This is a genomic window from Streptomyces sp. NPDC093094 (assembly GCF_044754345.1).
Taxonomy (GTDB): domain Bacteria; phylum Actinomycetota; class Actinomycetes; order Streptomycetales; family Streptomycetaceae; genus Streptomyces.
The window spans coordinates 344,250-370,670 of sequence record NZ_JBIVOX010000008.1 but is presented as its reverse complement, the minus strand read 5'-3'; the positions used below and the strand labels follow the sequence as shown (position 1 = coordinate 370,670).

Genomic DNA, 26,421 nt, shown 5'->3' with positions numbered 1-26,421 from the left:
TGCGGTACTTCGGACGTACGACCCGGTGCGGACGCGGCGGGCACCCGGTACCCGCGACGGGTCCCGGCGCTCGTCCCGGCAGCGGACGAGCAACATCATTTCCGGTTCTAGCGTGGCAGGAACACGTGATCGGAGCGGTTGGTCGGCGCCCCGGCGCTGAACCCTTCCCCGCCCTTCCCGGAGATCCGCCATGCCAGGAACACGTCTCGACACGCTGTGCGTGTCAGCCCTCACGCTGGGCCTCGGTCTGTGGGGGATCACCCGTGAGGACAGCATGTGGCGCGACGAGGCGGCGACGTGGGAGGCCGTCCACAAGACCGTCCCCCAACTCGTGCGCCTGCTGGGGCACATCGACATCGTCCATGGTCTCTATTACCTCTTCCTGCACGGTCTCTTCCAGGTCTTCGGCGACAGTCTTCTCACCCTGCGGCTGCCTTCCGTCCTGGCCACGGCGTGCACCGCTGCGGTGATCGTCCCGCTGGGCTCCCGGCTGGCCGGCCGGTGCGCGGGAGTGGCGGCGGGTCTGGCGTTCGCCCTCCTCCCCGTGGTCCAGCAGTACGCACAGGAGGGGCGCCCTTACGCCCTGGTCCTGCTCTGCGCGGCGCTGGCCTCCCGGCTGCTCGTCGCGGCGGTGGGCAGCCCCACCGCGGGCCGCTGGGCGGCGTACGGTGCCGCCGTACTGACAGCGGCCCTGCTCAACTGGTTCTCGCTCCTGGTGCTGTCCGCGCATGCCGTCACCCTCGCCCTGGCCGGACCGCCGCGCTCCACGGTCCGGCGCTGGGCGCTCACGGCGTGCGCCGCCGTACTGTGCGCCTCGCCCCTCATCGTCGCGAGCCAGGCACAGGCCGGGCAGATCGCCTGGATACCTCCGGTCAGGACGAGCGCACTGCTCAGCCTTTTTCTGACCCTGCTCGCAGGGGTACTGCTCGCATGGATCGCGCGACCACGGCCGGCACGCCGCGCCGCCCACGACGCCGGGATCACGCTGACCGCCCTCGCCCTGCCGTTGCTCGTCCTTCCGCCGCTCCTGCTCGTCGTGGTGTCCATGCGGCACCCCGTCTACCAGACCCGCTACGTCCTCTTCAGCTGTCTGGGACTCGCCCTGCTCGTCGGCGCGGCCTGCCGGGGACTGGCGGAGCGCACGAGGACAGCACCCCGGCGCGTCGTCGCCGCGGTCCTGACCCTCGCCTTCGTCGGCCTGCTTCCCGTGCAGATCTCGTTGCGCGGCGCCGGCAGCCGCGTCGACGACGTCCTGTTCACGGCCCGCGACGTCGCCGCCGTCCGTGAGCCGGGAGACGCGGTGCTCTACATCCCCGCAGCGCGTCGTGACACCGCACTCGTCTCACCCGCCGCGTTCACCGGGGTCAGGGACGTCGCGCTGGTCCAGGGGCCGAACGCGTCGGGCACCTTGTACGGCAGGGAGGGTTCTCCCCGGCAGATAGCGGAGGCCATGCGGACCGTGGACCGCGTCATCGTCGTCACCGACGACCATGCCTCGCCGCCTGCGAACGTCCGGGAGAAGGCCAAGCAGCGGATCCTCGCCGACCACTTCGTCCGCTGCTCCGAATCGAGCGGCCACGGCCGCAGAGTCACGGTGTACCGGCGCCGCCCCTGAGCGCCCGAGCCCCCTGAGGGCGAGGAGCCCGCACCCGGCCCTGCGGACCTTCAGGAGCCGTCGGGCGGGCCGGCGGCTCCGGCCGCGTCCCGCAGCGCGGCCAGCAGACCCCGCAGGGCCGGCTGCTCGAAGGCGATCTCCCGTGCGGCTGCCGAGATCACCCGCACCGGCTCGGGGTTGCGGACCGGGCGTACGACGACGCCGGGGTGCCGGTGACGGAGCCCCAGCCGCGGCATCAGGCCGACACCGAGGCCGGCCGCGACGAAGCCCTGGGCGGTGGCGTAGTCCTCGCTCTGGATGACGAAGTCGGGACTGAAGCCGGCCGCCGCACAGGAGTCGAGCACCGGTTCCAGACAGGGGCCGGGGGGCTCACTGCCGACCCACTGCTCACCGGACAGCGCGCTCAGGTCGATGACCTCTTCACCGGCGAGGGGGTGACCGAGGGGCAGTACGGCGGCGTAGGGGTCGTCGAGGAGGCGGACCAGCCGGAAGCCGTCGCCGGCGCGGCCGGGCGCCTGGACGACCACGGACAGGTCGGCCTCGCCCCGGGCCACTTCCCGGAACGGGTCCTCGGGGTCGGCGAGCCGGAGGTCGACGCGGACACCCGGGTGCTCGGCGCGCAGCCGGGCCAGGGCGGGGGCCACCAACGTGGACCCGGCCGTGGCGAAGTAGCGGACCGCCACATGTCCGGTGCGGCCGGCCCGGAGATCGGCGAGGGCCGTCTCCGCCCGGGCGACCGCCGAGCTGATCAGGGCCGCGTGCTCGGTGAGCAGCAGACCGGCGGCAGTGGGCCGCACCCCTCGGCCGACCCGCTCCAGCAGCGCCGTACCGGCCTGCTTCTCCAGTGCCGCCACCTGCTGGCTGACGGCGGACGGTGTGTAGCCGAGGTGGGCCGCGGCGGCGGTGACCGTGCCGCTGGTGACCACCGCGCGCAGGACCTGCAGGCGCCTCACATCAAGCATGTAGCAGAGCTTAACAGTATGGGTAGAACCATTTGCTTGTCCTCAAAGCTCGACTGGGGCACCTTCGAAGGGCCGGGACCAAGACCGGCACCGGCTCCGGGACCGGCACCGGGATCGGAATCGGTGCCGGCCCGGGACCTGGCCGGAAGAGGACCGCTGGACCGATGGGGCCCGCCGGAACGGGCCGTCGGCCGAATGGAGGAACGCCGTCGTGAGCAGCAGTACTTGGCGCCTGTGGGGCGGCGTACGGGTGGCCGTGCTCGCTCTGCTGTGGGGTTCGACCTTCCTGTGGACCGAACTGGCGCTGCGCGGGCTCTCCCCGCTCCAGGTCACGTTCGTCCGCTGCACCCTCGGCGCACTGGTTCTCACCGTCGCCTGCTGTGCGACGGGCCGGAGCCTGCCCCGCGGGGCGAGGATCTGGCGTCACATCGCCGTCGCGGCCTTCTTCTGCAACGCGCTTCCGTTCGCGCTGTTCAGCCTGGGCCAGCAGACCGTCGACTCGGGCCTCGCCGGAGTCCTCAACTCCACGACGCCCCTGTGGTCCGTCGCCCTCGGTCTCGTCCTGGGCTCGGAACGCGGCCTTCACCCCGTCCGCCTGACGGGCCTTCTGCTCGGGTTCGCCGGCACGATCGTCATCTTCGCCCCCTGGCGGACGGCCGGGGCCGTCGGCTGGGGCGCCCTCGCCATTCTCGGCGCGGCCGCCAGCTACGCCGTGGCGTTCACGTACATGGGCCGCACCCTGGTCCGCAAGGGCACCCCCACGGTCTCCCTCTCCGCGGCCCAGCTCGTCGCCGCGAGCGGACTGACCGCCCTCGCGATGCCGGCCGGCGGCCTGGAGCCGATCGACCCCGGTCCGGGCGTCCTGGCCGCGGCTGTCGTCCTCGGTGTCCTCTGCACCGCGATCACGTTCCACCTCACCTACCGGATCATCAACGACGAGGGCGCCACCAGCGCGGCCGTGGTCGGCTACCTGCTGCCGGTGGTCTCCGTCCTGCTCGGCGTGGTCGTCCTGGGCGAGGACTTCGGCGGCCGGGTGGTGCTGGGCATGGCCGTGGTCCTCGTGGGTGTCGCGATGACCCGGGCGAACGGAACGCCGGTCGTCCGCCCCGCGGTTCCGCACGGCTCGCGGTCGCCGTCGGTACCCTCCGGCTGCGGCGGCCCTGCCGCGGGCTGACCGGGAGGACGAGCCGGAAGAAGGCCCCGCACGAGCCGGCCGAGCGGCGGCAGGCCCCTCCCCGCGTCCGGTCGCGTTCACGGCGCGAAGGGCCGGCCCTGCCCGGCCGTTCTCCTCGGGCATGCGTCCGGCGTCCGGGGCTTTCGGCCCCGCCACGGCACGGTCCGCCACCGCTGCCCCCGGCCGGGACCGTGCCACGCCGAAGCCGGTCGACGAGACCTGCCGAACCGGCCCGCCTCCGGAACGGGCGACCGCCCGGAGGCCGGGCGGTCAAACCGTGCTAGCATGCGACATTTGCAGCGTCGCTGTGCCGGTGCCCGGTCGGGCGTCCCCGGCCGACGGCCGCGTCCCCGCCGCGCCTTCCCCGGTACGGTCCCTTCGGAGAAGGCTTTCTGTGAGCGAATCAGCACGTGCCGACGCCCGGCAGCAGGACCATGCGCCCGAGGCGCCGGCCTCCGTCTCGACGCCGCCCGCGGTGGCGTCCTTCGCGCAGCTGGGGCTGCCGGCCGAGGTTCTGCGGGTGCTCGACGAGCGCGGTGTGACCGTGCCCTTCCCCATCCAGGCGGCGGCACTGCCGGACGCGCTCGCGGGACGGGACGTCCTGGGCCGGGGCCGCACGGGATCCGGCAAGACGCTCGCCTTCGGCCTCGGGATGCTCGCCCGGACGGCCGGGCGGCGGGCACAGCCCAAGGAGCCGCTGGCGCTCGTGCTGGTACCCACCAGGGAGCTGGCGCAGCAGGTCGGCGAGGCGCTCACCCCGTACGCCGAGGCGCTGCGGCTGCGGGTCGCGACCGTGGTGGGCGGAGTGTCCCTCGGGCGGCAGGCCGCCGCGCTGCGGGACGGCGCCGAGATCGTCGTCGCCACCCCCGGCCGGCTGCACGACCTCGTCGGGCGCAAGGGCTGCCGGCTGGGACGGGTGCGCATCGCGGTGCTGGACGAGGCCGACCAGATGTGCGACATGGGATTCCTGCCGCAGGTCACCGAGATCCTGGACCAGGTGCGTCCCGACGGGCAGCGGATGCTGTTCTCCGCCACCCTCGACCGCGACGTCGACCAGCTGGTGCAGCGCTATCTGCGCGACCCCGCCGTCCACTCGGTGGACCCCTCGTCCGGCGCGGTCTCCGCGATCGAGCACCACGTCTTCGTCGTGCACGGTCCCGACCGGTACGCCGTGACCACGGAGATCGCCGCCCGGGACGGGCGCGTCCTGCTGTTCCTGGACACCAGGCACGGCGTCGACCAGCTCACCCGGCATCTGCGGGCCAGCGGCGTGGCCGCCGCCGCCCTGCACAGCGGGAAGTCCCAGCCGCAGCGCACCCGGACCCTGGCCCAGTTCAAGAACGGGCAGGTCACCTCGCTGGTGGCGACGAACGTCGCCGCACGCGGCCTGCACGTCGACGACCTCGACCTCGTGGTCAACGTCGACCCGGCCACCGACCCGAAGGACTATCTGCACCGCGCGGGCCGCACGGCGCGGGCCGGCCGTTCCGGCACCGTCGTCACGCTCGTCCTGCCGGGACAGCGCCGTGAGACGAGCCAGGTCATGGCGGACGCGGACGTCGTCCCCAAGGTCACCAAAGTGCGGTCGGGCGAGGCGGAGCTGAGCCGGATCACCGGCGCCAGGGCCCCTTCCGGAACCCCTCTCGACGGCGGTCCGGCCGTACCGCGCCCCAAGAACCACAACGCCCCGTTCCGCGGCCTGGGCAGCACCAAGGACGCGAAGAGCGCCTCCGGCGGCAGGCCGTCCCGCAAGAGCAGCGAGGCCCGTCTGCTCGCGGAGGCCCGCAAGGCGGCCCGGGTGCGGCGCGGCGGCTGATCCCGGCTTCCCGGACCGCCGGGCGGTGCCTTCGGTGACGCCGCCGGGCGGGCGGGATCCCGGCACGGCGTCGGCGGGGCTCGCTCTCGACGGCACGGGAAGCGGGCCGACGACCGGTACCCGCGGCACCGTGGTACGCCGTGTCCCGGCCGAACCCCTCGCCGACCCCGGTGCGGCCGAGGCAGCAGCGCTCGGACGCGCTCCGGCGGCCGGTGAGGAAGGGGCGGGAGTCCGGCCCGGACGGCGTCGGCGGGGCGGTCGGTGCGGCGTCCGTGCGTGTCGAGCCCGCCCTGCCCCGGTCGGGGCTGTCGGGTGATCGGGTAGTCTCCCTCCCTTGTGGTCTAGACATGTGGGAGGCCGGTGTGAGTGACGTGGCTGCCGGGGCGGACGCGCTGCGCGTGGGAGTGATCGGGCTCGGCAACATCGCGCAGAAGGCGTACCTGCCGGTTCTGGGGGCGATGGCCGATCTGGAACCCGTCCTGATGACACGCGACCGGCAGAAGCTGGACCGTATCGGTGACGCCTACCGCGTGAAGGACCGCTTCACCGACCTCGACGCGCTCGTCGCCTCCGGGATCCGGGCCGCGTTCGTCCACGCGCCCACGGAGCAGCACGCCGCGATCGTCACCCGGCTCCTGGAGGCCGGCGTCGACGTGTTCGTCGACAAGCCGCTGTCCTACTCCCTCGCCGAGAGCCGCCGCCTCGTCGGTCTGGCCCGGGACCGGAACCTGTCCCTCATGGTCGGCTTCAACCGGCGCTTCGCCCCCGCCTACAGCGCGGCGCTGGACCGGCCGCGGGACCTGGTCGTCCTCCAGAAGGACCGGCGCGGCCGCACGGGGGACGTCCGCACCGTCGTGCTGGACGACTTCATCCACCTCGTCGACACCCTGCGGATGCTCGCACCCGCCGAGGCGACCCGCATCGACGTGCGCGGCACCGTCGACGAGGCCGGGAACCTGCTCCATGTGGTGCTCCAGCTGTCCGGCGGGTCGTTCACGGGGCTGGCCGTGATGAACCGTGACAGCGGCAGCGCCTCGGAGGTCCTGCAGACCGCCGGACACGGCATGCGGCGCGATGTCGTCAACATGACCGACGTGACGGACCACGACGGGCCGGTCGCGCTGACACGCGGCTCCGACTGGGAGCCGGTCGGCCGCCGCCGCGGCATCGAAGGGGCGTGCCGGCACTTCCTGGACGCCCTGCGCGCGGGAGTACGGATCGACGCCGGCGACGCCCTTGTGACCCATGAACTGTGCGAGCAGGTCATCACCGGCCTGGCCGCGTGAGACAGGCGGGGGACCGGGACCTGCCGCGAGACCGCCCGCGGATCGGCGCACCGGGCGTCACCCCTCGGGACACGTGTTCCGAGGGGTGCCTGCGGACCCGGCCCGGGCAGATCCTCTGAGGCTCCTCAAGTCGCTTGATCCGGTGCGGCCTTGGCCGTCACGGTGGATCTCATGACGAAACAAAGCCATGTGCTCCTCGTCCGTGACGCGGACGTGGTCGCCGCCGCTCTGCGTCAGGCGCTCGCCACCGCCTCGCCGGAGGAACGCCCGGGCCTGGAACGCGCTGCCGGCCTCGTCGGGGCCACCGCTGCCGCCACGGAGACCGAACTGCGCGCTCGCTGGGTCCGCTCCCGGCTGGCCGCCGTCGGCTTCACCGGGGACATCGCCTCGGTCGCTGCGGTGAAAGCCCTGCGCCAGGCGGAACGCGGACTGAGCCTGCCGGCGGCCGTGGAACTGCAGAGGGACGCTGTGGCCCACCCGGAGTGAGCAGGCGGAACGTGACGCCCTCGGTGAGGCCCGCGCACTCCGCGGGACGCCGGAGCCCCCTCCGGTCGCCGTCGGTCCCGCGGACGCGTACCCGTTCCGCCCGACAGCCGTGTCGCCCGACGACTGCGCCGCCCGGAAACAGGAACCGGCTCCGCTCACGTCAGGGGACGGCGTTCCGGCCGGGGGTGTGTCCGCGCCTGCGGCACCGTGGGGTCACAACGCCCGGCGCATGCAGGCCCGGGGCCATCGGTCCAGGCCGTGCGCCGCCTCGTGCTCGCGGATCTTGCGCAGACCGGGAGTGAGCGCGCTGTCGTCCATGAGCTCGAATCCGCAGCGGGCGTAGTAAGGGGCGTTCCAGGGAACCCCGGTGAACGTGGTGAGGGTCAGGGCGGGTGCCCCCTCGCTCACGGCGTGGGCCGCCGCACGGTCCAGCAGCGACCGGCCGACGCCGCGCCGCGCGCTGTCCGGGTGCACCGAGACCTGCTCGACGTGGAGGCTGCCGTCGACACGGTCGGCGATCAGGTAGGCGACCGGGGCGTCGGCGCCGTCGGCCACGACCCAGGCCAGCCCCGTGCGGTGGTACCGGGCGAGCTCACCGAGGGGGAGCGGCTCGTCGTCGGCGATCTCCGGCATGCCGATGTCCCGGAAACACTGCCCGGCGGCCCTCTCGATGTCCTGGAGAAGGGGCAGTTCGTCCAGGCGCACGGCTCGGATGTGCATGGAAGCATTCTCCACGGCGCCTCGGACGGCGCCATCGATCAAGCGCCCTGTGGCGGCGGCCCGTCGATGCCGGCCGCGTGGCGCGGCGTCCGCGTCGCCCCGGAGCGGACGCCGGCCGACGGGGAGCGGCTCCGGTATCACCCGGTCGATTTCAGTGGTGCTTTTCGGCCCGGTTCTTCACCGGAGGGTCGATCGGCTTCCCGACGCCGGAAAGCGCTGTTTGCGCCTTTCGGTCGATGAAGTGGGTGATGAGTTGCTGTGCGGCCCCGAAGAGCACCGCCCAGGCGAGGATCTGCACCGGCGTGTCGAGAGCGCTGAGCCCCGGGAGGAATGCTCCTCGGATGAACAGGACCCCGACGAAAGCGGCTATCGCGCCCATGGGGAACTTGAGGGTGGCCGCCGCCAGCGGGAGGGCGTAGGGAGAGGTGTGATTGTCGCTGATCTTCCGCAGCGCCGCGACCGTCGTCAGTGCTGCCCCGACAAGGCCGGCGAGCTCCACGGAGAGAACGTCCAGCGGATCGGCGTAGTCGTCGACAAAGCGTCTTTCCGTGTCGACCGCCTCCTCTCCTGTGGGGCAGACGATCACGTCCTCCGGCGTCGGCTGCTGTGTGTTCGTGGTCAGGTCGCCCTTCTGCGGGACTTCGAAGCAGAGGCTCAAGGTCTGTGGATCGAAGAAGCCCCACAGGGCAAGTCCGGCGGCGCCCAGCATGGTGAGTCCCGTCACCAGCCAGAGCATGTTCGCGAGGATGCGCACCCTTCGTGTCCTGCCGTCGAGCGCGGCGTACGAGATGCCCAGCGCCTGTACCACGGTGACGCGGTCCTGGGCCGACACCGGGTCCTTCGTCCCTGACGAAGAGGGATCCTTCGTCAGGGAGGCGAGGACTCTTTCCGCTTCGATGCGCTGAGGGCTCGATGTGCTGATGTACTGCTGCACCATCACCTTCACGAAGCTGCACCGCGCCCTGAGTTCGTCGTCCGAGCTCAGGGCGAGCAGGTTCACGTCGGCGACCCGCACGTTCGCCCAGATCCGTTCGAGCCTGTTGGACTTCTTGAACCGGTTGAACCAGATGCGCTTCTCCCTGCAGGCGGACTCGGCGATGTCCAGATGCTTCCTGGCCCCGGCGAGGAGTACTTCTCGCCGGTGCTGCTCTTCTTCTTTCTTCACGCACTCCTGCAGGTTGATCTCCGTCCGCAGATAGGAGATCCAGGCGAGCGGCAGTTCGAGCCAGGCTGCTTTGGCGGACCTCTGTTCCGTCGCACCTGAAGCAAGGTGTTCCAGTGTGTCTTCCAAAGCGCTTCCCGGTGCCTGCTCCACGTCGGGTTCGGCGGCGGGAGAACCGTCGTCCGCGGGTCCGCCGAGCGAGCTCAGATTCCGAGGATCGGGTTGTGTGTTTTCGGACATCGGAGACCTTCTCTGACTGGACTGAGGAGATCGCCGGCAGGCCACTGCCGATGAAGGCTTCGCGTCGGCCGGGGACCCTCTCCCGCTCCTGGGGTCCGCCCGGTGACCCTACGAGTTCATACGTCCCGGCACGATGCCCCGCCGCACCGGGAGCGAGGGTGCCCGCCTTCTCCGCCCGCCCTCTCCGGCGGCACTCGCGAGCGGAGGGCGATCGGGAACCGGGCATCTCGGAGGTGACCCGGCGAGGCAGAGGGGGCACATGAGCCTTGTAAGGCAACCCTCTTGCGTCGACGTCCGACCTGCAACCCGAAGCCCGGCCCGTCGGCGATTCATCGGCCGGCTGCCGGTCGTTGCCGGTCCCGTCGCTGCCCTGCGATCCCGGCGCGCTGCCGGCAAGACGCAGCTCATCACCGTCTCGCCACGGTCGGAGGCGTTCAGGGCCGCTGCCGAAGAACACGGCCGGCGGATCCGGATCCCGGACCCGCGCCGATGACGACGGGATGACGCCGCGCTGACGCCGGTCCCGTACCGTCACCATGCGGCGGCCGAGCCGACGCCGGCCGACGCCGACGTGCCGGTTGCCGCAGGGAGCGCGGCACCGGGGCCGACGGCGCGGAGGGACCTGGACGCCGACGTGGCGTGCGAGCGCCTGGACGACGCGACCGCAGCGGTGGCGACGGAGTGCTTCAGGCGGCGGACGGACGCCTCGGCCGGCGGGTCGGCCCGCCGGAGACGAGCCGTTGCCGGCGGCGGCGTTCCGTGACGAGGGCCGTGACGGCCATGAGGGTCACGAGACCCGCAGCCCACCCCGGCCGGGCCGGCCACGACGAGGCCACGGCCGCGCCGAGCTGGAGGAGCACCAGAAGGATCGTGACCCAGCCCGGTACCGCGATGATCACGTTCGCCTTGTCGCCCGGGGTGGAGAAACACGTGGGAAGGCCGATCAGGAGCGCCACGGACAGGGCGGCAAGCAGCCAGGAGTGCCCGGACAGTGCCCAGGGGGTCGCCACCCAGGCCACGAGTTCCACCGCGAAGCGCAGAACGGACGCGACACGGTCGTCGGGTCGCGCCGATGTCGATTCCCCGGCAGTGTCGGTCATCCGCGGACGATCTCACGGCCCGCGCCCGACGGCCGGGAGATCTGACTCCGGGGCTCAGGAAGTACGAGGCGCGCGAGGTGCACCACTGACTCCGTCCGCCGGGTGAGTCCGGTGTCGCCGGGCCTTCTGGGCCGAAGCGGCCCGAACTGCCGTTCGCTGTGGGAGAGTCGGTGTGTGACACATCTGGCGGACCCGCTTCGTTTCCTCAGCATGCTGGTCGCCTGGGTGGCCACGCCCTGGGCGCTCGCCCCGCACTCCGTGCTGCTCGCCGTGGTGTCGGTGGTCCTGTTGCTCGCCGTGCTGACCGTCTTCGCCACCCCGGGCGACAACGGGCTGGTCCGGGAGAAGATCATCGTTCCGGTCCCGGGCGTGGTGACCATCGCCCTGGCACTGCTTCAACTGGTCGTGGCCGTCGTCTCCTCCTGGGTGGCCTGGCCGGCGTGGGCCGCCGTCGCCGTGACGGTCCTGGTCGCAGCCAGCCTGATCGCCGAGCAACCCCGCTGGCGGTACCTGCTCACCGCGACGGGGTAGCGCACCGCCCCGGTCCTCCAGGATGTCGTCGGGGCCGGTCCTCGAAGCCGTACCGTCGGTGCCGGAAGCAGGCCGGGCAGTCCTCAAGAGGGCCTGGAGCAGGGGAGACAGGAGGCCGCTGAGTCATGGTTGTCCATCGGTCGGACGAAGGTCCGCGCCCTGCCCCGGAGGAACAAGAACCGGAACGCCGCCTGCCGGTCACGGCCTTGCAGAGCGGGCCGGCCGGACACGACGAGCGGGTGACCGGCCGGTCGGCGTCCGCGGTGCTGCCTTTGTCGCTGCGCGGGTTCCTCGGGCCGGTCGCGGCCCTGGCCGCGCTGGTGGTCGTCGTGATCGGGGTCCTGTACGCCGGTCACAGCCGGCCCGGCAGGGTGGACAGATGGATCGTCGAGCCGACGGCGGACAGCGTGCGGCCGCCGTGGCGGCACCTCGCTCTGGCCACGGACTTCCTGGGGGAGCCCCTGGGGGCGGCGATGCTGGTCGCGGTCGCCGTGACGGGCTGCCTGCTGTTCCGGCGTCCTCGCGGGGCGGTGCTCGTCGTCGCCGGCACCGGCATCGCGGTGGTGACGGCGACGCTGCTCAAGTCCCTGGTGGGGCGCACGATCCACGGTGCCGGCAATCTGTCCTACCCGAGCGGGCACACCGCCTTCCTCACCGCGCTCGCCCTGGTGGTGGCGCTGCTCGTGAGCGGCCGGCCCGGCCTCGGCAGGACGGCCGGCACGTCACTCGTGCTCGCCGCGGCACTGACGGCCGGCGGCGCCATGGGCTGGGCGCAGGTCGCTCTGGGCGCGCACTACCCGACCGACGTCCTCGGCGGTTGGTGCACCGCGCTGGCGGTGACACCGGCGACCGCGTGGCTGGTCGACCGGACGGCCGGCCGACGGGCCGACCGGACGGCCCGCGCCGGCCGGCCGGAGCGTCGCTGACACCGGGCCGGGCCACGCCGGGTTCCCCTCACGCCAGGCGGCGGAACACGGGCTTCACCGGCCGTCCGGAAAGCCAGGGCGTGGGGTCGCCGGCGTCCAGCGCCTTGCGGTACACCGCACACGCCTGGGCCACCACGTCGACGGTGTGATCGATGTCGGCGTCGTCGAGCGCGCTGCTCACCACGAACGACGGAGCCAGCACTCCGCCCATGAGGAGCCGGCGCAGGAACAGGGTGCGGTACTCCTGCGACGGCCGCAGGTTCTCGTCGAGGGTGGCGAAGACCAGGTTGCTGGCCCGGCCCCGGACGACGAGATGGTCCGCGACGCCCATCCCGGCCGCGGCCTCGCGGACACCGGCGGCCAGCCGCTCGCCCAGGGCGTGCAGCCGCGCCGTGACGCCCTCCTCGGTGTAGGTGGTCTGTACGGCCGTCGCGGCCGCCAGGGAGTGCGTTTCCGCGCCGTGCGTGGTGGACAGCAGGAACACCCGGTCGCCGGAGTGACGCAGCCCGCCCCGTTCCATCAGGTCACGGCGCCCGGCCAGCGCGGAGACGGCGAATCCGTTGCCCAGCGCCTTGCCGAACGTGGAGAGGTCGGGGACGACGCCGTACAGGCCCTGGGCGCCCGCCTCGGACCAGCGGAAGCCGGTGATCATCTCGTCGAAGACCAGGACGCAGCCGTGCCGGTCGGCCAGCGCGCGCAGGCCGGCGAGATATCCGGGCGGCGGCTCGGTGTGGGTGGCGGGTTCGAGGATCAGACAGGCGATCTCGTTCTCGTACCGGGTGAGCAGCTCCTCCGTGGCGGCCAGGTCCCCGTACGGGAACGTCACGGTCAGCTCGCCGGTCTCCGCCGGAATGCCGGCGGACATCGGTGTGGTGCCGATGAACCAGTCGTCGACCGAGAAGAACGGATGGTCGGCGCAGAGGGCCACCCGCCGGCGCCCCGTGGCGGCGCGGGCGAGGCGCACCGCGGCGGTGGTGGCGTCGGAGCCGTTCTTGGCGAACTTCACCATCTCGGCGGTCGGCACCGTGGCCAGGAAACGTTCCGCGGCCTCGACCTCCACGACGGACGGCCGGACGAAGTTGCTGCCGCGGTCCAGCTGCCGTCGCACCGCCTCGACCACGCGCGGGTGGGCATGCCCCAGGCTGACCGACCGCAGGCCGGAGCCGTACTCGACGTAACGGTTGCCGTCGACGTCCCACACGTGGGCGCCGTGGCCGTGGCTGATGACCGGGGCCAGGTCCTCGGGGTACTGGTCGTCGCCCTTGGCGTAGGTGTGCGCGCCGCCGGGGATCATGGCGTGCAGCCGCTCGTTCGCCGCCCGCGAGCGGGGGAGGAGGAGCTCTTCGGTGTCTTCGGTGGCCACGCCGACCTCAACTCTCTCTTTGCTGGAGGACCTTGGCGAGGCTCGGCGCCTCCCGGTCCCGCTGGGACATCGATGTGACCGGCAGCGGCCAGGGAATGGCGAGCTCCGGGTCGTCGAAGGCGATCGTCACGTCCTCGGCCGGGTCGTGCGGGCGGTCGATCCGGTACGAGGTGTCGGCGGTCTCGGTCAGCGCCTGGAAGCCGTGCGCGCACCCCGCCGGGATGTACAGGGTCGCCTGTGTCTCGCCGGACAGCTCGAAGAGGGCCACGTTGCGGTAGGTCGGCGAGTCCGGCCGCAGGTCCACGACGACGTCGAAGATGCTCCCGTAGGAGCACCGCACCAGCTTGGCCTCGCCGGCCCCGGAGCGCAGGTGCAGGCCGCGCAGCACGCCCTGGACCGAGCGGGACACGCTGTCCTGGATGAAGGCGTCCGGGTCGATGCCCGCCGAGCGGACCACATCGGCGTCGAAGGTGCGGCAGAAGAAACCGCGTTCGTCGGTGTACGGCGTCGGCTCGAACAGGTAGGCGCCGGCGACGGCCGGGACCTGGGTCGTTCTCATGGGGCCTCCCGCGGGGCATGGGTGTGGTCGGCCACCGGGAACAGGGCCGTGGTCAGGGCGGTGAACTGCTGGTCGAGGCGCCGGGCGGCGGCCTGGTTGCGTTCGGCGAGGGTCCGCCGCAGCTCCGCCGATCGCTTCTCCAGTGCCCGGAACTGTTCGAGCAGCCGGTCGGCGTCGACCTCGCGAGCCGGGTGACGGTACGCGTCCAGCCCCATCCGGGCCATGAGCGCGTCGCTCTTCGCCGCGTAGCTGAGGGCGAGCGTCGGTGTGCCGGCCTTCAGCGCACAGACCAGGTTGTGGTAGCGGGTCGCCACCACGGCGTCGGCGGCCGCCGCCTCCTTCATCAGGTCGGCCAGCGAGGCCGCCCCGGACGCGGTGACCAGCGGAGAGTCCACCGCGTCGAGGATCGCGGCGACCACCGGAGCGTCGCACTCGTCGCCGGTGAGCAGCCGGACCGGCCTGCCGTCCTCGGCCAGGGCGCGCACGAAGCGGGTCGTCCCGTCGAGGTAGCGCCGGTGGATCTCCTCGGCCCTGGCGCGGTCGTCGTTGCCGCCGTGGAAGTCCATGACACCGACGCAGACCGGGCCCGGTGCATCCGAGGGCGTGCCCGCCGGCGGCGCCGGCAGGGCGAACGCGAGGTCCGGGTAGACCTCGTCGCGTGAGGTGTCCACGCCCATCGCCCTCATCGCGTCGCGGGACAGGGTGTCGCGGTACGACCGGTAGGCGGCCAGCCGCGCGGCCCGGCGCACCAGGGCCCGCGTCGGGCGGTCGGCGATCGTGTCGGCGCCGACGCCGACCAGGGCGACCCGGGTGCCGAACAGCCGGCCGGTCGCGCAGAGCAGGAACAGCGAGTACGGAAAGCCCCACGGCCGCAGCGGCAGCGTGGCCTCCAGGACACCCATGCCCGGCACGATCACCACGTCGTGCCGGCGCACCCAGGCGGCGGTGCGGACGACGTCGACGAGTTTGCCCAGCCCCTTCGCCACGATCGCGCCCGCGCGTGACGCGGTCCGGTACTCCCCGCGGTACCAGTGCAGCCGTGTCGCGGGGATCCCGTACCGGGCCGTGACGACCTCGGGTCCGCCGCACAGCGCGTCCACGGCCGCCTGCGGGTGCTCGGCGCGGAGGTACCCGAGCACGGCCTCCAGCGACCCGTCGTTGCCGAGGTTGCCGGAGCCGAGCAGGCCGAACACCCCCACGCGCACCGGGGACCTGTGCGCAGGCGTCACGCCTGCCTCCCCTCGCGGCCGGCGACGAGGGCGTCGACGGAGACGGTGAGGCGGGCCGGGTCGACCGGGGCGCGGTCCTCGACCCGTTCGCCGGCGCCCGGCCGGACCCGGCTGGTCATCCACGCGGCCAGGTGGCGGTAGCACGCGCGCCGGTCGGCCGGCGACAACGGCGCCCGCCGGATCGCCGAGACGAAGCCCCAGACGTACTCGGCGAGCAGCCGGGGCGTCGGGTGCAGCAGGCCGGCCCGGCGCGGGTCCAGGTTGACGCACCGGGAGCGCTTGGAGGGGTTGGCCCGTTCGGCGCGGGTGGGGTGGTCGCGGCGGAAGTACAGCAGCTCCGGCACCTGGTGGAAGGGCCCGTGCAGGGTGATCTCGGCGACGAAGGTGCGGTCCGCGTGGTGGTAGCTGTCGTGCGGTTTCACCCGGCGCAGCACGTCCGCCCGCATCACCCCGTAGAAGTCGTCGCCCCCGGGCTCGAACAGCAGGCTGCGGAAGCGCTCCGGCGCATGCGGCGAGTCGGTGGCGAGCCGGTACTCGTAGGGGACCTTCACCCGGCCCTCGCCGTCGATGACCGCCTGGCCGCTGTGCGCGAGGATCACCTCCGGCCTCTCGTCCAGCGCCTCGACGCAGCGCCTCAGCAGGTCCCGGGCGTACAGGTCGTCGTGCGAGGCCCACTTGAACAGCTCGCCGCGGCACTCGGCGAACACGTGGTTGTGGTTCGGCGCGGCACCGATGTTCCGGGGCAGCCGGATGTACCGGATACGCGAGTCCTGCGCGGCGTACTTGCGGCAGATGCCCTCGGTCCCGTCGGTCGAGGCGTTGTCGGAGACGACCAGCTCGAAGTCCTCGTAGGTCTGGCCGAGCAGGGCGTCGAACGACTCGGCCAGGTACTCCTCGCCGTTGTACACGGGCAGGCCGATGCTCAGCCTGGGGTGGGCGGTCATGATGTCCTCACTTCGGGAATGGAGTTCTGGTGGTGCTCGCGCAGGGCCGAGCGCAGCTGCAGCCACCACACGGCCGAGCCGGCGAGGGTCGCGGCGGCGACGCCCCAGGCGGAGCCGACCGTGCCGGCCGACGCCGCGCCGCCGAGCCCGCCGGCGACGTAGCAGGCGGAGGCGAACAGCTGGCAGCGCAGGCTGCGCCGGGCCGCGGCGAGCGCGCGCAGCCCGGCCGCCGCGCCGGTGCCGAGGCCGGCGCCCGCGACGCCGAGGGTGACCGGCACGATGAGCTGTGAGGCGGAGGTCCAGACGTCGCCGAGCACCAGCTCGCCGAGCCGGTCCGGCATCAGGAGCAGCGTTCCGCCCCAGCACAGCGCGGCGGCGGCCTGTCCGCCGCCGAGGAGGAGACAGAACTTCCCCAGCCGCTGCGGGGCCCGCCGCAGCACCCGTGCCGCCTCCGCGACGGTGACCAGCGACAGCCCCATCAGCACGGCGAGGAACGGGCCGAGCAGCAGCTCCGCGCCCCGGACCGCGCCCACCGCGCCGACCCCGGCGATCGCGCCGAGCCCGTACGCCCGCAGCTGGCTCGCGCCGCTGAGGCTGACGTTCTCGACCAGGTACCGGTGGCCGAGGTCGCGCTGCTCGCGCAGCCACGCGCGCGCCCGGGACACGCGGGGCCGGATCCCGGACTGGACGCAGCCGTAGCCCGCGGCCACCGTGGCGGACGCGCCCCAGGCGAGCACGAACGCGGCCACGCCGCCCGACCGGGCCGCCACGACCATGGCCGGGACGAGCGCGACGCCCCACACGAGGTCGTTGACGAACGCCTTCCGCCCGGTGCCCGCGGCGAAGAACGCGTACCGCCAGGCGTCCTGCAGCAGCAGCCCCGGCAGCATCACGCCGAGACAGGCGAACGCGGGTCCGACGCGGCCGCCGAGAGCGAGGCCGGCCACCAGACACACCGCTCCGACGACGGCGCCGACGCCGAGCGCGGTACCCGACGACCGGGCCACCGCCCTGCGCCAGGACGCGTCGGACACGCCGCTGAAGCGCACCACGAGCGGATCGGTGGCCAGACCGCGGGAGACGTTGAGCACCACGCCGTAGGTCACCCAGGCGAGGCTGAACACGCCGAACGCGGTCACCCCCAGCGAGCGCGCCACGTAGATGCCCACCGCGAAGTTGCTGATGCTGGAGGCCGCCTGGTCGGCCAGTCCCCAGGACATCCGGGCGGCGAAGGCCCGCCGGGCGGACCCGGCCGGCGCCGTCGTCGTCTCCTTCTCGGTGGTCATCGGCGTCACACCTTGATCAGTTCGGCGCCGTGCAGCGCGTCGGCCGCGTCGGCGACGGTGTCGAACGGCAGCCCGGACCGCTCGGCGACGTCCAGCAGGCTGTGCTCGCCGTCGGAGAGGCTGAGCACCCAGAGCATCGCCATCTGGGCCTCCTTGGCGTCGCTGCGGCCGCCGAGCGAGTCGTACAGCCCGCGCCGTCCGAGCTGGGGTTCGCCGTAGGGGCTGAGGTTGACGTACCGCCGGTTGCGGTCCAGCACCGCGAACGCCTCGCGGCACACGGCGAGCGTGTCCTCCATCGCCTCCGGGGAGACGAAGTCCAGGTCGTCCGCCGAGGTGTGGTACTCGGGATAACCGGCGTACGGGGTCCGGCTGAGCGAGCCCACACCGAGGTCGAACCCGGGGGAGCAGTACTGCCGCTCGTCGTAGCCGTACGGCGTGAACTCGTTGATCTGATGCGGGCGTTCGGAGGCGGACAGCACATGCCGCATCACCCGGTCGATCTCCGCGTCACCGCGCCTGCTCCGTTTGTACGTCAGCCGGCCCGGGTCGCCCGCGCAGGCCAGCACCAGCCCGTGCCTGACCCGTTCCACCCGCTCGGCGTTGCGGGCCAGCCAGGTGATCGCCCCGATGGTGCCGGGCGCGAAGACGAACCGGTAGGTGTAGTACGGGGACCGTTCCGCCAGCGACCGGGCCAGGTACGCGGCCACCGCGATGCCGGCCAGGTTGTCGTTGGCCAGCGACGGGTGGCAGACGTGGCAGGAGACGATCACCTCGTCGGCGACCTGACCGGGCACCACGTGCTCGGCGTAGGTGAGGTGGCCGTCGGCGAGGGTGGAGTCGATGCGCACCTCGTACTCGCCGTCCGGCATCGCGTCCAGGGTGTCCTGGGCCAGGCAGAACCCCCATTCCGGCTTGTAGTAGCTGGTGCGGTACGGCACCCAGGACGGGTGGTCCGGCAGGGTGTGCAGATGCCCGCGCAGCTCGGCCAGCGGCATGGTCGCCGACACCGGCACGCTGTAGCCGAGCACATGCAGGCTGGACGCGGCGAAGTCGACGACCCGTCTGCCGGAGGAGTCGGCGATGTAGGCGTCCCGGATGTTCCACTCCTGCGGCACCGTCCAGTCGAGCACCCGGGTCCCGGTCGGCACCTCGTGCACCGTCAGCGGGATGTACTCGCCGACGATGTCCAGGGTGGCGCGCACCCCGTCGCCGGTGATGCTCCGGCACAGCGGGTACAGCCGCTCCACCAGTGCGTGCATCTCCTCGCCGGCCGTGGTCACGGGCGCCACCGCAGGGTGCCGTCGACGGCGCCCGCGTCGGAGGCCGCGCGCAGCACGGCGAGCCGGGTGAAGCGCTGCTCGAAGTCCTCCCGGGTCAGCCCGTGCTCACGGTAGGCGTCGGCGAGTTCGAGCGCGCCCCGCTTCACCGTCCACTCGCACTCGAAGCCGGGCACCGCCGCGCGGAACCGGGAGAAGTCCACCCGGTAGGACCGCGGATCGGCGCCGTTCTCCCCGGTGATCCTCACCTTGGAGCCGGACACCGCCTCGGCGACCTGTCCGGCGATCTCGGCGACGGTGACGTTGTTGGTCTCGCTGCCGATGTTGAACGCCCGGTCGTGCACCGCGGCCCGCGGCGCGGTCAGCGCGGCAGTGAAGGCCCGTGCGATGTCGGCGGCGTGCACCAGCGGGCGCCAGGGGGTGCCGTCGGAGAGCACGAGGACCTCGCCGGACAGAAGGGCATGTCCCACCAGGTTGTTCAGCACGATGTCGGCGCGCAGCCGGGGCGAGAAGCCGAAGGCGGTGGCGTTGCGCATGTACACCGGGCTGAAGTCGCCGTCGGACAGGGCGTGCAGGTCGTCCTCCACCCGCACCTTGGACTCCGCGTACGGCGTCACCGGCCGCAGCGGGGCGTCCTCGGCGACCAGCTCGTCGCCGCCCGCGGCGCCGTAGACGGAGCACGTGGACGCGTACAGGAACCGCTGCACCCCGGCGTCGCGGGCGAGCCGGGCCAGCGTCACGGACGCGTGGTGGTTGATGTCGTAGGTGAGCTCCGGCGCCAGCGATCCCAGCGGATCGTTGGACAGCGCGGCCAGGTGGATCACGGCGTCGAACCCGGCCACGTGGTCGGCGGTGACGTCACGCAGGTCCACCCGGTGTCCCGGCGGGTCCACGGGCGCCGGGCCCAGCACGCAGTCGGCGAACAGGCCGGAGTCCAGGCCGACGACCTCGTGCCCGGCGGCCGCGAGGACGGGGGCCATCACGGTGCCCAGGTAGCCCTGGTGTCCGGTGAGCAGTACGCGCAAGGTTCATTCCCCCAGGTCGAGAGTGAGTTTGGTGACGGCGAACGCCTCGGCGTAGCGCGCGTGGCATTCGATGCCGCGGATCCGGGCCAGACCGAGGAACGCCTCGCGGTCGTACCAGGGCCGGTGCCGCTGCGAGGGGTAGTGCTCCTGCAGCAGCCGCACCTTCTGTTCGGCGATCTCCGGCGACAGCGGCTGGTAGGCGGCCGGACGGCCCAGATCACCGTCCCACTTGACGATCTCGTAGCCGAGCACGAGATGGTCGCGGAACGCGGTGGTCATCAGCTTCGCCAGACCGCGGTGGTCCTGGTGCGCGTCGTCGGTGCGCGGGGCCAGCACGAGATCCGGTTCCGTCCGCGCGCGCAGCTCCTCGACCGCGCCCTTGGCCTCCTCCCAGTGGGCGGGCAGCCGTCCGTCGGGCAGCTTGTCCACGGTGAGGCGCAGATCGGCGCCCGGGCAGAAGGCGGCGAGCGCGGCCTGCTCCTCCTGCTCCCGCTCGCTGCCGGCGCCGGAGAGCACCAGCGCGTCGACGCGCAGACCCGGCCGCGCGAGGCACATCGTCAGGAGGGTGGCGCCGGCGCCGATGGCGATGTCGTCGCAGTGCGCGCCCACCGCGACGATCCGGTCCAGGCGCCCGGTGCCGAGCCGGATCACGCGGTCCCCACCCCGGCCTCCGCTGCCGCGCCGTCCCGTTCCCACACGGCCCACGGGCGGTCGCCCCGGGCGTAGGCGTCGTCGAGCGCGGCCCGCTCCTTCACGGTGTCGGTCGGCTTCCAGAAGCCGCGGTGCTGGTGCGCCACCAGCCTTCCCTGCTTGGCCAGCTGGGCGCAGCCGTCGGCGACCAGGTCCCCGTTCTCCGGGATGTGGTCGAAGACCTCCTGGCGGAGCACGAAGTAGCCGCCGTTCTCCCACAGCGGCAGTTCGCTCACCGGAGTGATGCCCCCCACCAGGCCGTCCTCGCCCAGGTCCACGCAGTGGAACGAGGACTGCGGCGGCACCACCATCATCGACGCACCGGCGTCGCGCCGGGCGAACCGGTCGATCATCTCCGGCAGCGGGGCGTCGGTGAGCACGTCGGCGTAGTTGGCGAGGAACATCTCGTCGCCGTCCAGATGGTGCCGCACCCGGCGCAGCCGCTCCCCGATCGGTGACTCGACGCCGGTCTGCGCGAACGTGATCGTCCAGTCCGAGATGTCGGTGGACAGCAGCTCGGTCCGTCCGCCCCGCAGCACGAAGTCGTTGGACGTCGTCTCCTCGTAGTTGAGGAAGAAGTCCTTGATGTGGTGCGCGCCGTACCCGAGGCACAGGATGAACTCCGTGTGCCCGAAGTGTGCGTAGTAGCGCATGACGTGCCAGATCAGCGGTCGCGGGCCGACCATCGCCATCGGCTTGGGCACGTCGTCGGAGGCGCCGCTGCGCATCCGCATCCCGTAACCGCCGCAGAACAGGACGACCTTCATGCCTTGACCTCGACAATGCTCAGTTCCGGTATGGGAAAGACCAGCCGGCCGCCCCACTCGTGCACGAAGGACAGCTGCTCGGTCAGCTCGGCCCGCAGGTTCCACGGCAGGACGAGGACGTAGTCCGGCTTGTCGGCGGCTATCCGGTCGGGCACCAGGATCGGGATGCGGGTGCCCGGGGTGAACCTGCCGTGCTTGTAGGGGTTGCGGTCGACCGTGTACGCGAGCAGGTCGGGCCGGATGCCGCAGTGGTTGAGCAGGGTGTTGCCCTTGCCCGGGGCGCCGTAGCCGACGACCGTCTCGCCGCGCTCGGCCGCCTCGACGAGGAACTTCAGCAGGTCCCGGCGCACCTTGGCCACCCGGGCGGAGAACTCGGTGTACCCGGAGAGCTCCTGGAGCCCGGCGGCCTTCTCCCGGTCGAGTACGTCGGCCACCTGCTGCGTCGGCTCTCCGGCCACCTCGGCCGGGCGGGCCCACAGCCGGACGGAGCCGCCGTGCGTGGGCAGCAGTTCGACGTCCACCAGCGTGAGTCCGCCGCTGGCCAGCGCCCGGATCGCGGAGGCGACCGTGTAGTACTGGAAGTGTTCGTGGTAGATCGTGTCGTACTGGTTGTCCTCGATCAGGGTCAGCAGGTGCTGCACCTCGATCGAGACCCAGCCGTCGTCGGCGACCAGCGCGCGCAGCCCCCGGGTGAATCCGACGACGTCGGGGATGTGCGCGTACACGTTGTTGGCCACGACCAGGTCCGCCGGTCCGTGCTCGGCGCGGACGGCCGCGCCGGTGTCCGGGGACAGGAACTCCGTGACGGTGGGCACTCCCGCCTCCCGCGCCGCGGCGCCGACGTTCACCGACGGCTCGATGCCGAGGCAGCGCATCCCGCGGTCCACCACGTGCTTCAGCAGATAGCCGTCGTTGCTCGCGACCTCGACCACGAATGCGTCGGGTCCGAGTTCCAGCCGCCGCACGGCGTCGGCTACGAACGTGCGCGCGTGCTCCACCCAGGAGGTCGAGTAGGAGGAGAAGTACGCGTACTCCGTGAAGGTCTCCTCCGGCTCGATCAGCGGCGGGATCTGCGCGAGCCAGCAGTCGGTGCAGACCCGCAGGTGCAGCGGGTACGTCGGCTCGGGCCGGTCGAGCTGGTCCGCGGCGAGAAAGCTCTCGCACGGCGGGGTCGCCCCCAGGTCGACGACGCTCTCCAGCGCCGCCGAGCCGCAGAGTCGGCATCGTGTCATCTAGTGCCCCCCATCCCGCTCGCGCGGGAGTCCCCGCCGCGAGCCAGTGCTTTCGTCCCCTGCCGGCGGCGGGCCGTCCCCGTCGCCGGACCGCCCCGCGATCGCGGTGCGGTACCCCTCCAGCAGTCGCTCCAGCCCGACGGCCGGGCTGAAGTGCTGCTCGTACCGGCGCCGGGCCGCCAGTCCCATCTCCCGGTTCGTGTCCGGATCGGCCGTGATCCGGCGCAGGCCGGACGCGAGCGAGGCGGACTCGCCCGGCCGGTGCAGCAGCCCGGTCCTCCCGTCCTCGACGAGTTCGACGAAGGCGCCGTGACCGGCGGCGACGGTCGGGACCCCCGCCGCCATCGCCTCCACCACCACCAGGCCGAACGCCTCCAGCCACGTCGACGGAGCCACCACGGCGACCGACCGCGCGATGGCCCGCCGGCACTGCGCCAGGTCGTACAGGCCGACACAGCGCACGTCGTCGCGGCCCGCCGCCCAGGCGGTCACCTCCGGCTCCAGCGGCCCCGCCCCGGCGATCACCAGCGGTACGCCGACACCGCCGCCGGCGGCGAGCTCGTCCCACGCGGTCATCAGCAGCCGTACGCCCTTGGCCTCGGCGAGCCGGCCGAGGTAGAGCACATGCTCGCCGGGGCCTGTCCGGCAGTCGTCCGGGTCGGGCACGAAGTTGTGCTTCACCGCCAGCCGTTCGGCGGGCATGCCGGCCCGCACCAGGACGTCGCGCTGTGCCGCGGAGATGCAGAAGAACCGCTCCACACCGGACCACCACCGCTTCCGGTTCACCGACATGCTGACCGCGAGCGGCACCGTCGCCAGCCGGGAGCCGCGGTAGCAGCCGTGCCGGACGGCGGGCAGCGGCGTGGACCCGACGCACTCGGTGCACGGCCGGCCGTCCCGCTGGAGCGTGCCGGGCGGGCAGATCTGGGTGTAGTTGTGCAGCGTGGCGACGGCGGGCACACCGGCGTCGGCGCAGGCGGCCAGCACCGCGGGCGACAGCAGCGGGAAGACGTTGTGGACGTGCACCACGTCCGGCCGTTCGGCGCGGAGCTTCACGGCGAGCTCCGAGCGCACCGCCGGGTTCCACGGCACCAGCAGCGGCACCGCGACCTTGCCCGGCAGCGAGCGGGCGGCGATGTCGTCGCTGCGCCGCTCGAACAGCTCGACCCGGTGTCCGGCCCCGCGCAGCAGCGCCACCTCCTGGTCGACGACCTTGTTCTCCCCGCTCGGCTGTGCCGAGGCGTAGCGGTTGTGCACCACGAGGACGTGCATGCTCAGATCACCTCCGATCGACGGGCCCATCGGGGGATGCGCCGTCGAGGGTTTTCGGGCACCGGCGGGGGAGCGGTCGCGGCAGGTGCCGCGAGCAGCGAGGCGGCCACGGCCAGATGCAGCAGATACGGCGAGGCGTCGCCCAGCCCGGCCTCGGTGTACGACGCGATCGCGCAGTAGCTGATCAGGAAGATCGCGCAGGCCCTCGACAGCGACGGAGGACGCAGCAGCGCGACGCCGCCCAGCACGACGACGACCGCCGCGACCAGGGTGACCCCGGTGACACCCTGCTCCTGGTAGACGGCCAGCCAGCTGTTGTCGATGGGCAGCCCGCCGAACGACTTGTCGCCCAGACCCGCGCCGAACAGATACTCCGAGGTCGTCCGGGGTGCCGCCAGCAGGGCGTTCCAGACCTTGGCGCGACCGGTGAGGCTGGAGAAGTTCTCCTGGCTCTGCCCGCGCAGGAACCACGCCTGGAGCATCGAGCCGAATCCCACCGCGGCCACCGCGGCGCACAGCACCGCCCAGGCGAAGAACCGGCGGGCGGCGGCGCTGGTCAGGACGAGCGAGCCGATCGCCAGCGCCAGCCCGGCGAGCAGGCCGAGCGTGGCCGTGCGGGTGTGGGTCAGCGCGAGCAGGACGAGCGACGGCACGATGACCACCGTCGCGCTGGTCCTGTCGGTGCGGCGGCCCAGGACGAGCAGCACGGTGAGGCCGATGATCACCGCGGCGTACTGCCCGATCTGCGGCGGGGTGAGCGGCCACAACGCGCCGACCAGCCGCCCGCCGTAGAGCTCGGGCAGGGCGGCGCCCGGTGAGACGACCAGGCCGGCGGCCACCGACCCGAGCACGGCCAGATACATCCGGATGTGGTGCCGGACGAACGTGTCGCCGCCGTCCCACCAGCGGCTGAGCAGCCACAGCGTGCTGACGAAGAGGGCCAGCCGGCCGCAGCGGAACAGCGCGCCGAACCCGGACTCCAGGTTCGCGCTGGAGATCACGCTCGGCACCAGCAGCAGGGTGAGCAGGAGCACGAAGGCGCTGGGCCGGATGCGCAGGGGACGATTGACCACGAGCGCCAGCACGAACGCGGCGACCAGCGCGCCCATGGTGGCCATCTGGATGAGGGAGCGGGGCAGCGGGACGATGGTCTTCGCCCCGGCGGAGCCCAGCGTGTTGAGGATCAGCAGCCCCCAGGCCGCGCCGACGATCCTCGGCGTGCGGTCGGTGTCCATCTCAACCACGGTCCCGTGCGCGGAAGGTGCTGCCCGCGTCCTGCCGGTAGGGCGTGTCCTGCCACTGCCCGGAGTCGAGGACCCGGCTCGGGTCGTGGGCGACGAACGTCCACGGTCCGACGTAGACGTTGCCGTGCCAGCGGTTGTGCTGCCTGAGGGTGATCGCCTCGGCCACCACGTCGCCCTGGTACGGCGACCAGTCCGGATAGGTGCCGTAGTTGGCCAGCACCGCCATGCGGTCGCACTTCACCGTGCAGTCGACGACGGACTTGTCCAGCACGAAGCGGTTGCCGTGGATGTCCACCCGCTGGGTCTTCCAGCGGCAGTCGGCGAGCAGCGGTGCGGTGGCGATCGCCGGCTGTGCGCAGCGGCCGGTGTCCTTCACGAGCAGCGTGCAGGCGCCGGAGGAGGTGTTGGCCGGACTGTTGCAGAACCGGTCGGCGTTCTCCCACAGGGTGATGCCGGACCAGTTGTTCTCCAGCACGTTGCGGTAGATCTCGATCCTGTCCGTGCGGGCCGGTACGCGCGGTTCACCGCCGGACTCGGACACGTAGACCGTCGCGAAGGGGAAGGTGTCGCCGCGGTCGGCGTGCCTGCGGCCCTCGACCCAGTTGTTGCGCCGGATCGTGTTCTTCCGGATGACCGCGTTGTAGCTGGTCTCGTAGATCAGCGCGGCACCGTCGTTGTCCTCGATCAGGTTGTCCTCGATGCGGAAGTCGTTGTTGTTGGTGTCCGCCCACAGCCCGGGGCCGCGGTTGTCGTGCACCCAGTTGCCGCGTACGTCGGCGCCGTCGACGGCCCAGAACTTGACGCCCCCGGCGCAGCCGCAGCCCGGCCGCCGCCGCTCCCAGTCGTCCTTGTTGTTGCCCACGATCTCGTTGCCCTCGACCACCAGGCCGCTGATGAGACCGGGGTCCTTGTACGCGTTCATGCCGTACTGACCGTTGCCGCGCAGGCAGTTGGCGCGGACCTGCTGGCGGGCGCCGGCCATCAGCCCGGCGCCGGAGTTGTTCTGGATCGTCGTGTGCTCGATCACCCACCCGTCGGCCGAGTCGTGGTTGACCACGCCCTCGTCGTGCGGCGCGACGAACCCCTGCACGGTCAGATGGCGGAGGGTGACGTCGCGGGCGGTGCCGCCGAACGCGTACTGGTTGGTCCTGCGGCCGTCGAGCACCGCGCCCGGCGCGCCGAGATAGGTGTTCCCTTCCTTGGGGACGACCTGGGCGTAGCGGTTCGGGCCGAGCCTGTGTCTGCCCGGCCGGAGCCAGAAGGTGGTGTCCGGGGGGCTGCTCCTGGTCTTCGCGGCCAGGTCGCCCGCCACCGCGGGGTCGACCGTCACCGCGCCCGCCGGAGCCGTCGCCGGCCCGGGCTCGGGCCGGGCGCACACCCGGGCCACGGGCGTGGACGGCGCGGCGGTCGGCTTCGGCTGCGCGGCCGGCGTGTCGTCGCAGCCGGTCACCGCCAGCAGGGCCAGCGCCGCGGCCGACGCCGCCCGGTGCCGCCACTTGATCCCCAAGAGTTCCC

General features: G+C 72.6%; 24 protein-coding genes. 7 read left to right on the top strand and 17 right to left on the bottom strand.

Going from position 1 to position 26,421, the window contains the following annotated elements:
* Nucleotides 1–190: 190 nt before the first annotated feature.
* Nucleotides 191–1,615: a glycosyltransferase family 39 protein gene (locus ACIQGV_RS19710; protein WP_402496312.1), complete on the top strand. Its 1,425-nt coding sequence runs from the start codon at nucleotides 191–193 to the stop codon at nucleotides 1,613–1,615.
* 50 nt (nucleotides 1,616–1,665) lie between these two features.
* Here the strand turns inward: ACIQGV_RS19710 and ACIQGV_RS19705 are convergent, their stop codons facing one another.
* A complete protein-coding gene (locus ACIQGV_RS19705; RefSeq protein ID WP_402496311.1) occupies nucleotides 1,666–2,577 on the bottom strand; it encodes a LysR family transcriptional regulator in 912 nt (303 codons plus the stop codon).
* Between the two features lie 211 nt (nucleotides 2,578–2,788).
* Here ACIQGV_RS19705 and ACIQGV_RS19700 point away from each other — a divergent pair, with 211 nt between their 5' ends.
* From ACIQGV_RS19700 to ACIQGV_RS19685, 4 genes are all read left to right on the top strand, one after another.
* Nucleotides 2,789–3,751, top strand: coding sequence for a DMT family transporter (locus ACIQGV_RS19700; protein WP_402496310.1), 963 nt, complete (start codon nucleotides 2,789–2,791; stop codon nucleotides 3,749–3,751).
* Nucleotides 3,752–4,145: 394 nt separating this feature from the next.
* Nucleotides 4,146–5,567 carry a DEAD/DEAH box helicase gene (locus tag ACIQGV_RS19695; protein WP_402496309.1) on the top strand — a complete coding sequence of 474 codons (1,422 nt, stop codon included), beginning with the start codon at nucleotides 4,146–4,148 and terminating at the stop codon, nucleotides 5,565–5,567.
* Between the two features lie 362 nt (nucleotides 5,568–5,929).
* Nucleotides 5,930–6,853 carry a Gfo/Idh/MocA family protein gene (locus tag ACIQGV_RS19690; protein WP_402496308.1) on the top strand — a complete coding sequence of 308 codons (924 nt, stop codon included), beginning with the start codon at nucleotides 5,930–5,932 and terminating at the stop codon, nucleotides 6,851–6,853.
* Nucleotides 6,854–7,024: 171 nt separating this feature from the next.
* A complete protein-coding gene (locus tag ACIQGV_RS19685; protein ID WP_402496307.1) occupies nucleotides 7,025–7,339 on the top strand; it encodes a hypothetical protein in 315 nt (104 codons plus the stop codon).
* 213 nt (nucleotides 7,340–7,552) lie between these two features.
* Here ACIQGV_RS19685 and ACIQGV_RS19680 read toward each other — a convergent pair whose 3' ends face one another.
* The 3 genes from ACIQGV_RS19680 to ACIQGV_RS19670 all read right to left on the bottom strand — a co-directional run bounded on the left by ACIQGV_RS19680 (nucleotide 7,553) and on the right by ACIQGV_RS19670 (nucleotide 10,561).
* Entirely contained in the window at nucleotides 7,553–8,059 is a 507-nt protein-coding gene (locus tag ACIQGV_RS19680; protein WP_402496306.1) for a GNAT family N-acetyltransferase, read from the bottom strand.
* Nucleotides 8,060–8,210: 151 nt separating this feature from the next.
* Nucleotides 8,211–9,461, bottom strand: coding sequence for a hypothetical protein (locus ACIQGV_RS19675; protein WP_402496305.1), 1,251 nt, complete (start codon nucleotides 9,459–9,461; stop codon nucleotides 8,211–8,213).
* Between the two features lie 686 nt (nucleotides 9,462–10,147).
* The gene (locus ACIQGV_RS19670) at nucleotides 10,148–10,561 is read right to left on the bottom strand and encodes a hypothetical protein (protein ID WP_402496304.1); all 414 of its coding nucleotides are present in this window, start codon (nucleotides 10,559–10,561) and stop codon (nucleotides 10,148–10,150) included.
* A 174-nt stretch (nucleotides 10,562–10,735) separates the two neighbouring features.
* Here ACIQGV_RS19670 and ACIQGV_RS19665 point away from each other — a divergent pair, with 174 nt between their 5' ends.
* Nucleotides 10,736–11,092, top strand: a complete 357-nt coding sequence (locus ACIQGV_RS19665; RefSeq protein WP_402496303.1) for a hypothetical protein — start codon at nucleotides 10,736–10,738, stop codon at nucleotides 11,090–11,092.
* A gap of 239 nt (nucleotides 11,093–11,331) precedes the next feature.
* Nucleotides 11,332–12,018, top strand: coding sequence for a phosphatase PAP2 family protein (locus ACIQGV_RS19660; RefSeq protein WP_402496393.1), 687 nt, complete (start codon nucleotides 11,332–11,334; stop codon nucleotides 12,016–12,018).
* A gap of 28 nt (nucleotides 12,019–12,046) precedes the next feature.
* Here the strand turns inward: ACIQGV_RS19660 and ACIQGV_RS19655 are convergent, their stop codons facing one another.
* The 13 genes from ACIQGV_RS19655 to ACIQGV_RS19595 are packed head-to-tail and all read right to left on the bottom strand — an operon-like array spanning nucleotide 12,047 to nucleotide 26,413.
* Nucleotides 12,047–13,381: a glutamate-1-semialdehyde 2,1-aminomutase gene (locus ACIQGV_RS19655; protein ID WP_402496302.1), complete on the bottom strand. Its 1,335-nt coding sequence runs from the start codon at nucleotides 13,379–13,381 to the stop codon at nucleotides 12,047–12,049.
* 7 nt (nucleotides 13,382–13,388) lie between these two features.
* A complete protein-coding gene (gene rfbC, locus ACIQGV_RS19650; protein WP_402496301.1) occupies nucleotides 13,389–13,940 on the bottom strand; it encodes a dTDP-4-dehydrorhamnose 3,5-epimerase in 552 nt (183 codons plus the stop codon).
* On the bottom strand, nucleotides 13,937–15,169 hold the full coding sequence (locus ACIQGV_RS19645) for a polysaccharide pyruvyl transferase family protein (protein ID WP_402496300.1): 1,233 nt from the start codon (nucleotides 15,167–15,169) through the stop codon (nucleotides 13,937–13,939). The genes rfbC and ACIQGV_RS19645 overlap by 4 nt, the downstream gene beginning before the upstream one ends.
* Nucleotides 15,166–16,113, bottom strand: a complete 948-nt coding sequence (locus ACIQGV_RS19640; protein WP_402496299.1) for a glycosyltransferase family 2 protein — start codon at nucleotides 16,111–16,113, stop codon at nucleotides 15,166–15,168. Before ACIQGV_RS19640 ends, ACIQGV_RS19645 begins: the two co-directional genes overlap by 4 nt.
* Nucleotides 16,110–17,399 carry a hypothetical protein gene (locus ACIQGV_RS19635; RefSeq protein WP_402496298.1) on the bottom strand — a complete coding sequence of 430 codons (1,290 nt, stop codon included), beginning with the start codon at nucleotides 17,397–17,399 and terminating at the stop codon, nucleotides 16,110–16,112. Before ACIQGV_RS19635 ends, ACIQGV_RS19640 begins: the two co-directional genes overlap by 4 nt.
* Before the next feature lie 5 nt (nucleotides 17,400–17,404).
* The gene (locus ACIQGV_RS19630; RefSeq protein WP_402496297.1) at nucleotides 17,405–18,688 is read right to left on the bottom strand and encodes a DUF4910 domain-containing protein; all 1,284 of its coding nucleotides are present in this window, start codon (nucleotides 18,686–18,688) and stop codon (nucleotides 17,405–17,407) included.
* On the bottom strand, nucleotides 18,676–19,701 hold the full coding sequence (locus ACIQGV_RS19625) for an NAD-dependent epimerase/dehydratase family protein (protein ID WP_402496296.1): 1,026 nt from the start codon (nucleotides 19,699–19,701) through the stop codon (nucleotides 18,676–18,678). Before ACIQGV_RS19625 ends, ACIQGV_RS19630 begins: the two co-directional genes overlap by 13 nt.
* 3 nt (nucleotides 19,702–19,704) lie before the next feature.
* Entirely contained in the window at nucleotides 19,705–20,352 is a 648-nt protein-coding gene (locus ACIQGV_RS19620; RefSeq protein WP_402496295.1) for a PIG-L deacetylase family protein, read from the bottom strand.
* Complete coding sequence (locus ACIQGV_RS19615; protein ID WP_402496294.1) at nucleotides 20,349–21,158, bottom strand: glucose-1-phosphate cytidylyltransferase; 810 nt, start codon at nucleotides 21,156–21,158, stop codon at nucleotides 20,349–20,351. The genes ACIQGV_RS19620 and ACIQGV_RS19615 overlap by 4 nt, the downstream gene beginning before the upstream one ends.
* The gene (locus tag ACIQGV_RS19610; protein WP_402496293.1) at nucleotides 21,155–22,390 is read right to left on the bottom strand and encodes a class I SAM-dependent methyltransferase; all 1,236 of its coding nucleotides are present in this window, start codon (nucleotides 22,388–22,390) and stop codon (nucleotides 21,155–21,157) included. Before ACIQGV_RS19610 ends, ACIQGV_RS19615 begins: the two co-directional genes overlap by 4 nt.
* Nucleotides 22,391–23,662, bottom strand: coding sequence for a glycosyltransferase (locus tag ACIQGV_RS19605; RefSeq protein WP_402496292.1), 1,272 nt, complete (start codon nucleotides 23,660–23,662; stop codon nucleotides 22,391–22,393).
* A gap of 2 nt (nucleotides 23,663–23,664) precedes the next feature.
* Entirely contained in the window at nucleotides 23,665–24,897 is a 1,233-nt protein-coding gene (locus ACIQGV_RS19600; protein WP_402496291.1) for an O-antigen ligase domain-containing protein, read from the bottom strand.
* A gap of 1 nt (nucleotide 24,898) precedes the next feature.
* Complete coding sequence (locus ACIQGV_RS19595) at nucleotides 24,899–26,413, bottom strand: right-handed parallel beta-helix repeat-containing protein (RefSeq protein ID WP_402496290.1); 1,515 nt, start codon at nucleotides 26,411–26,413, stop codon at nucleotides 24,899–24,901.
* Nucleotides 26,414–26,421 lie beyond the last annotated feature (8 nt).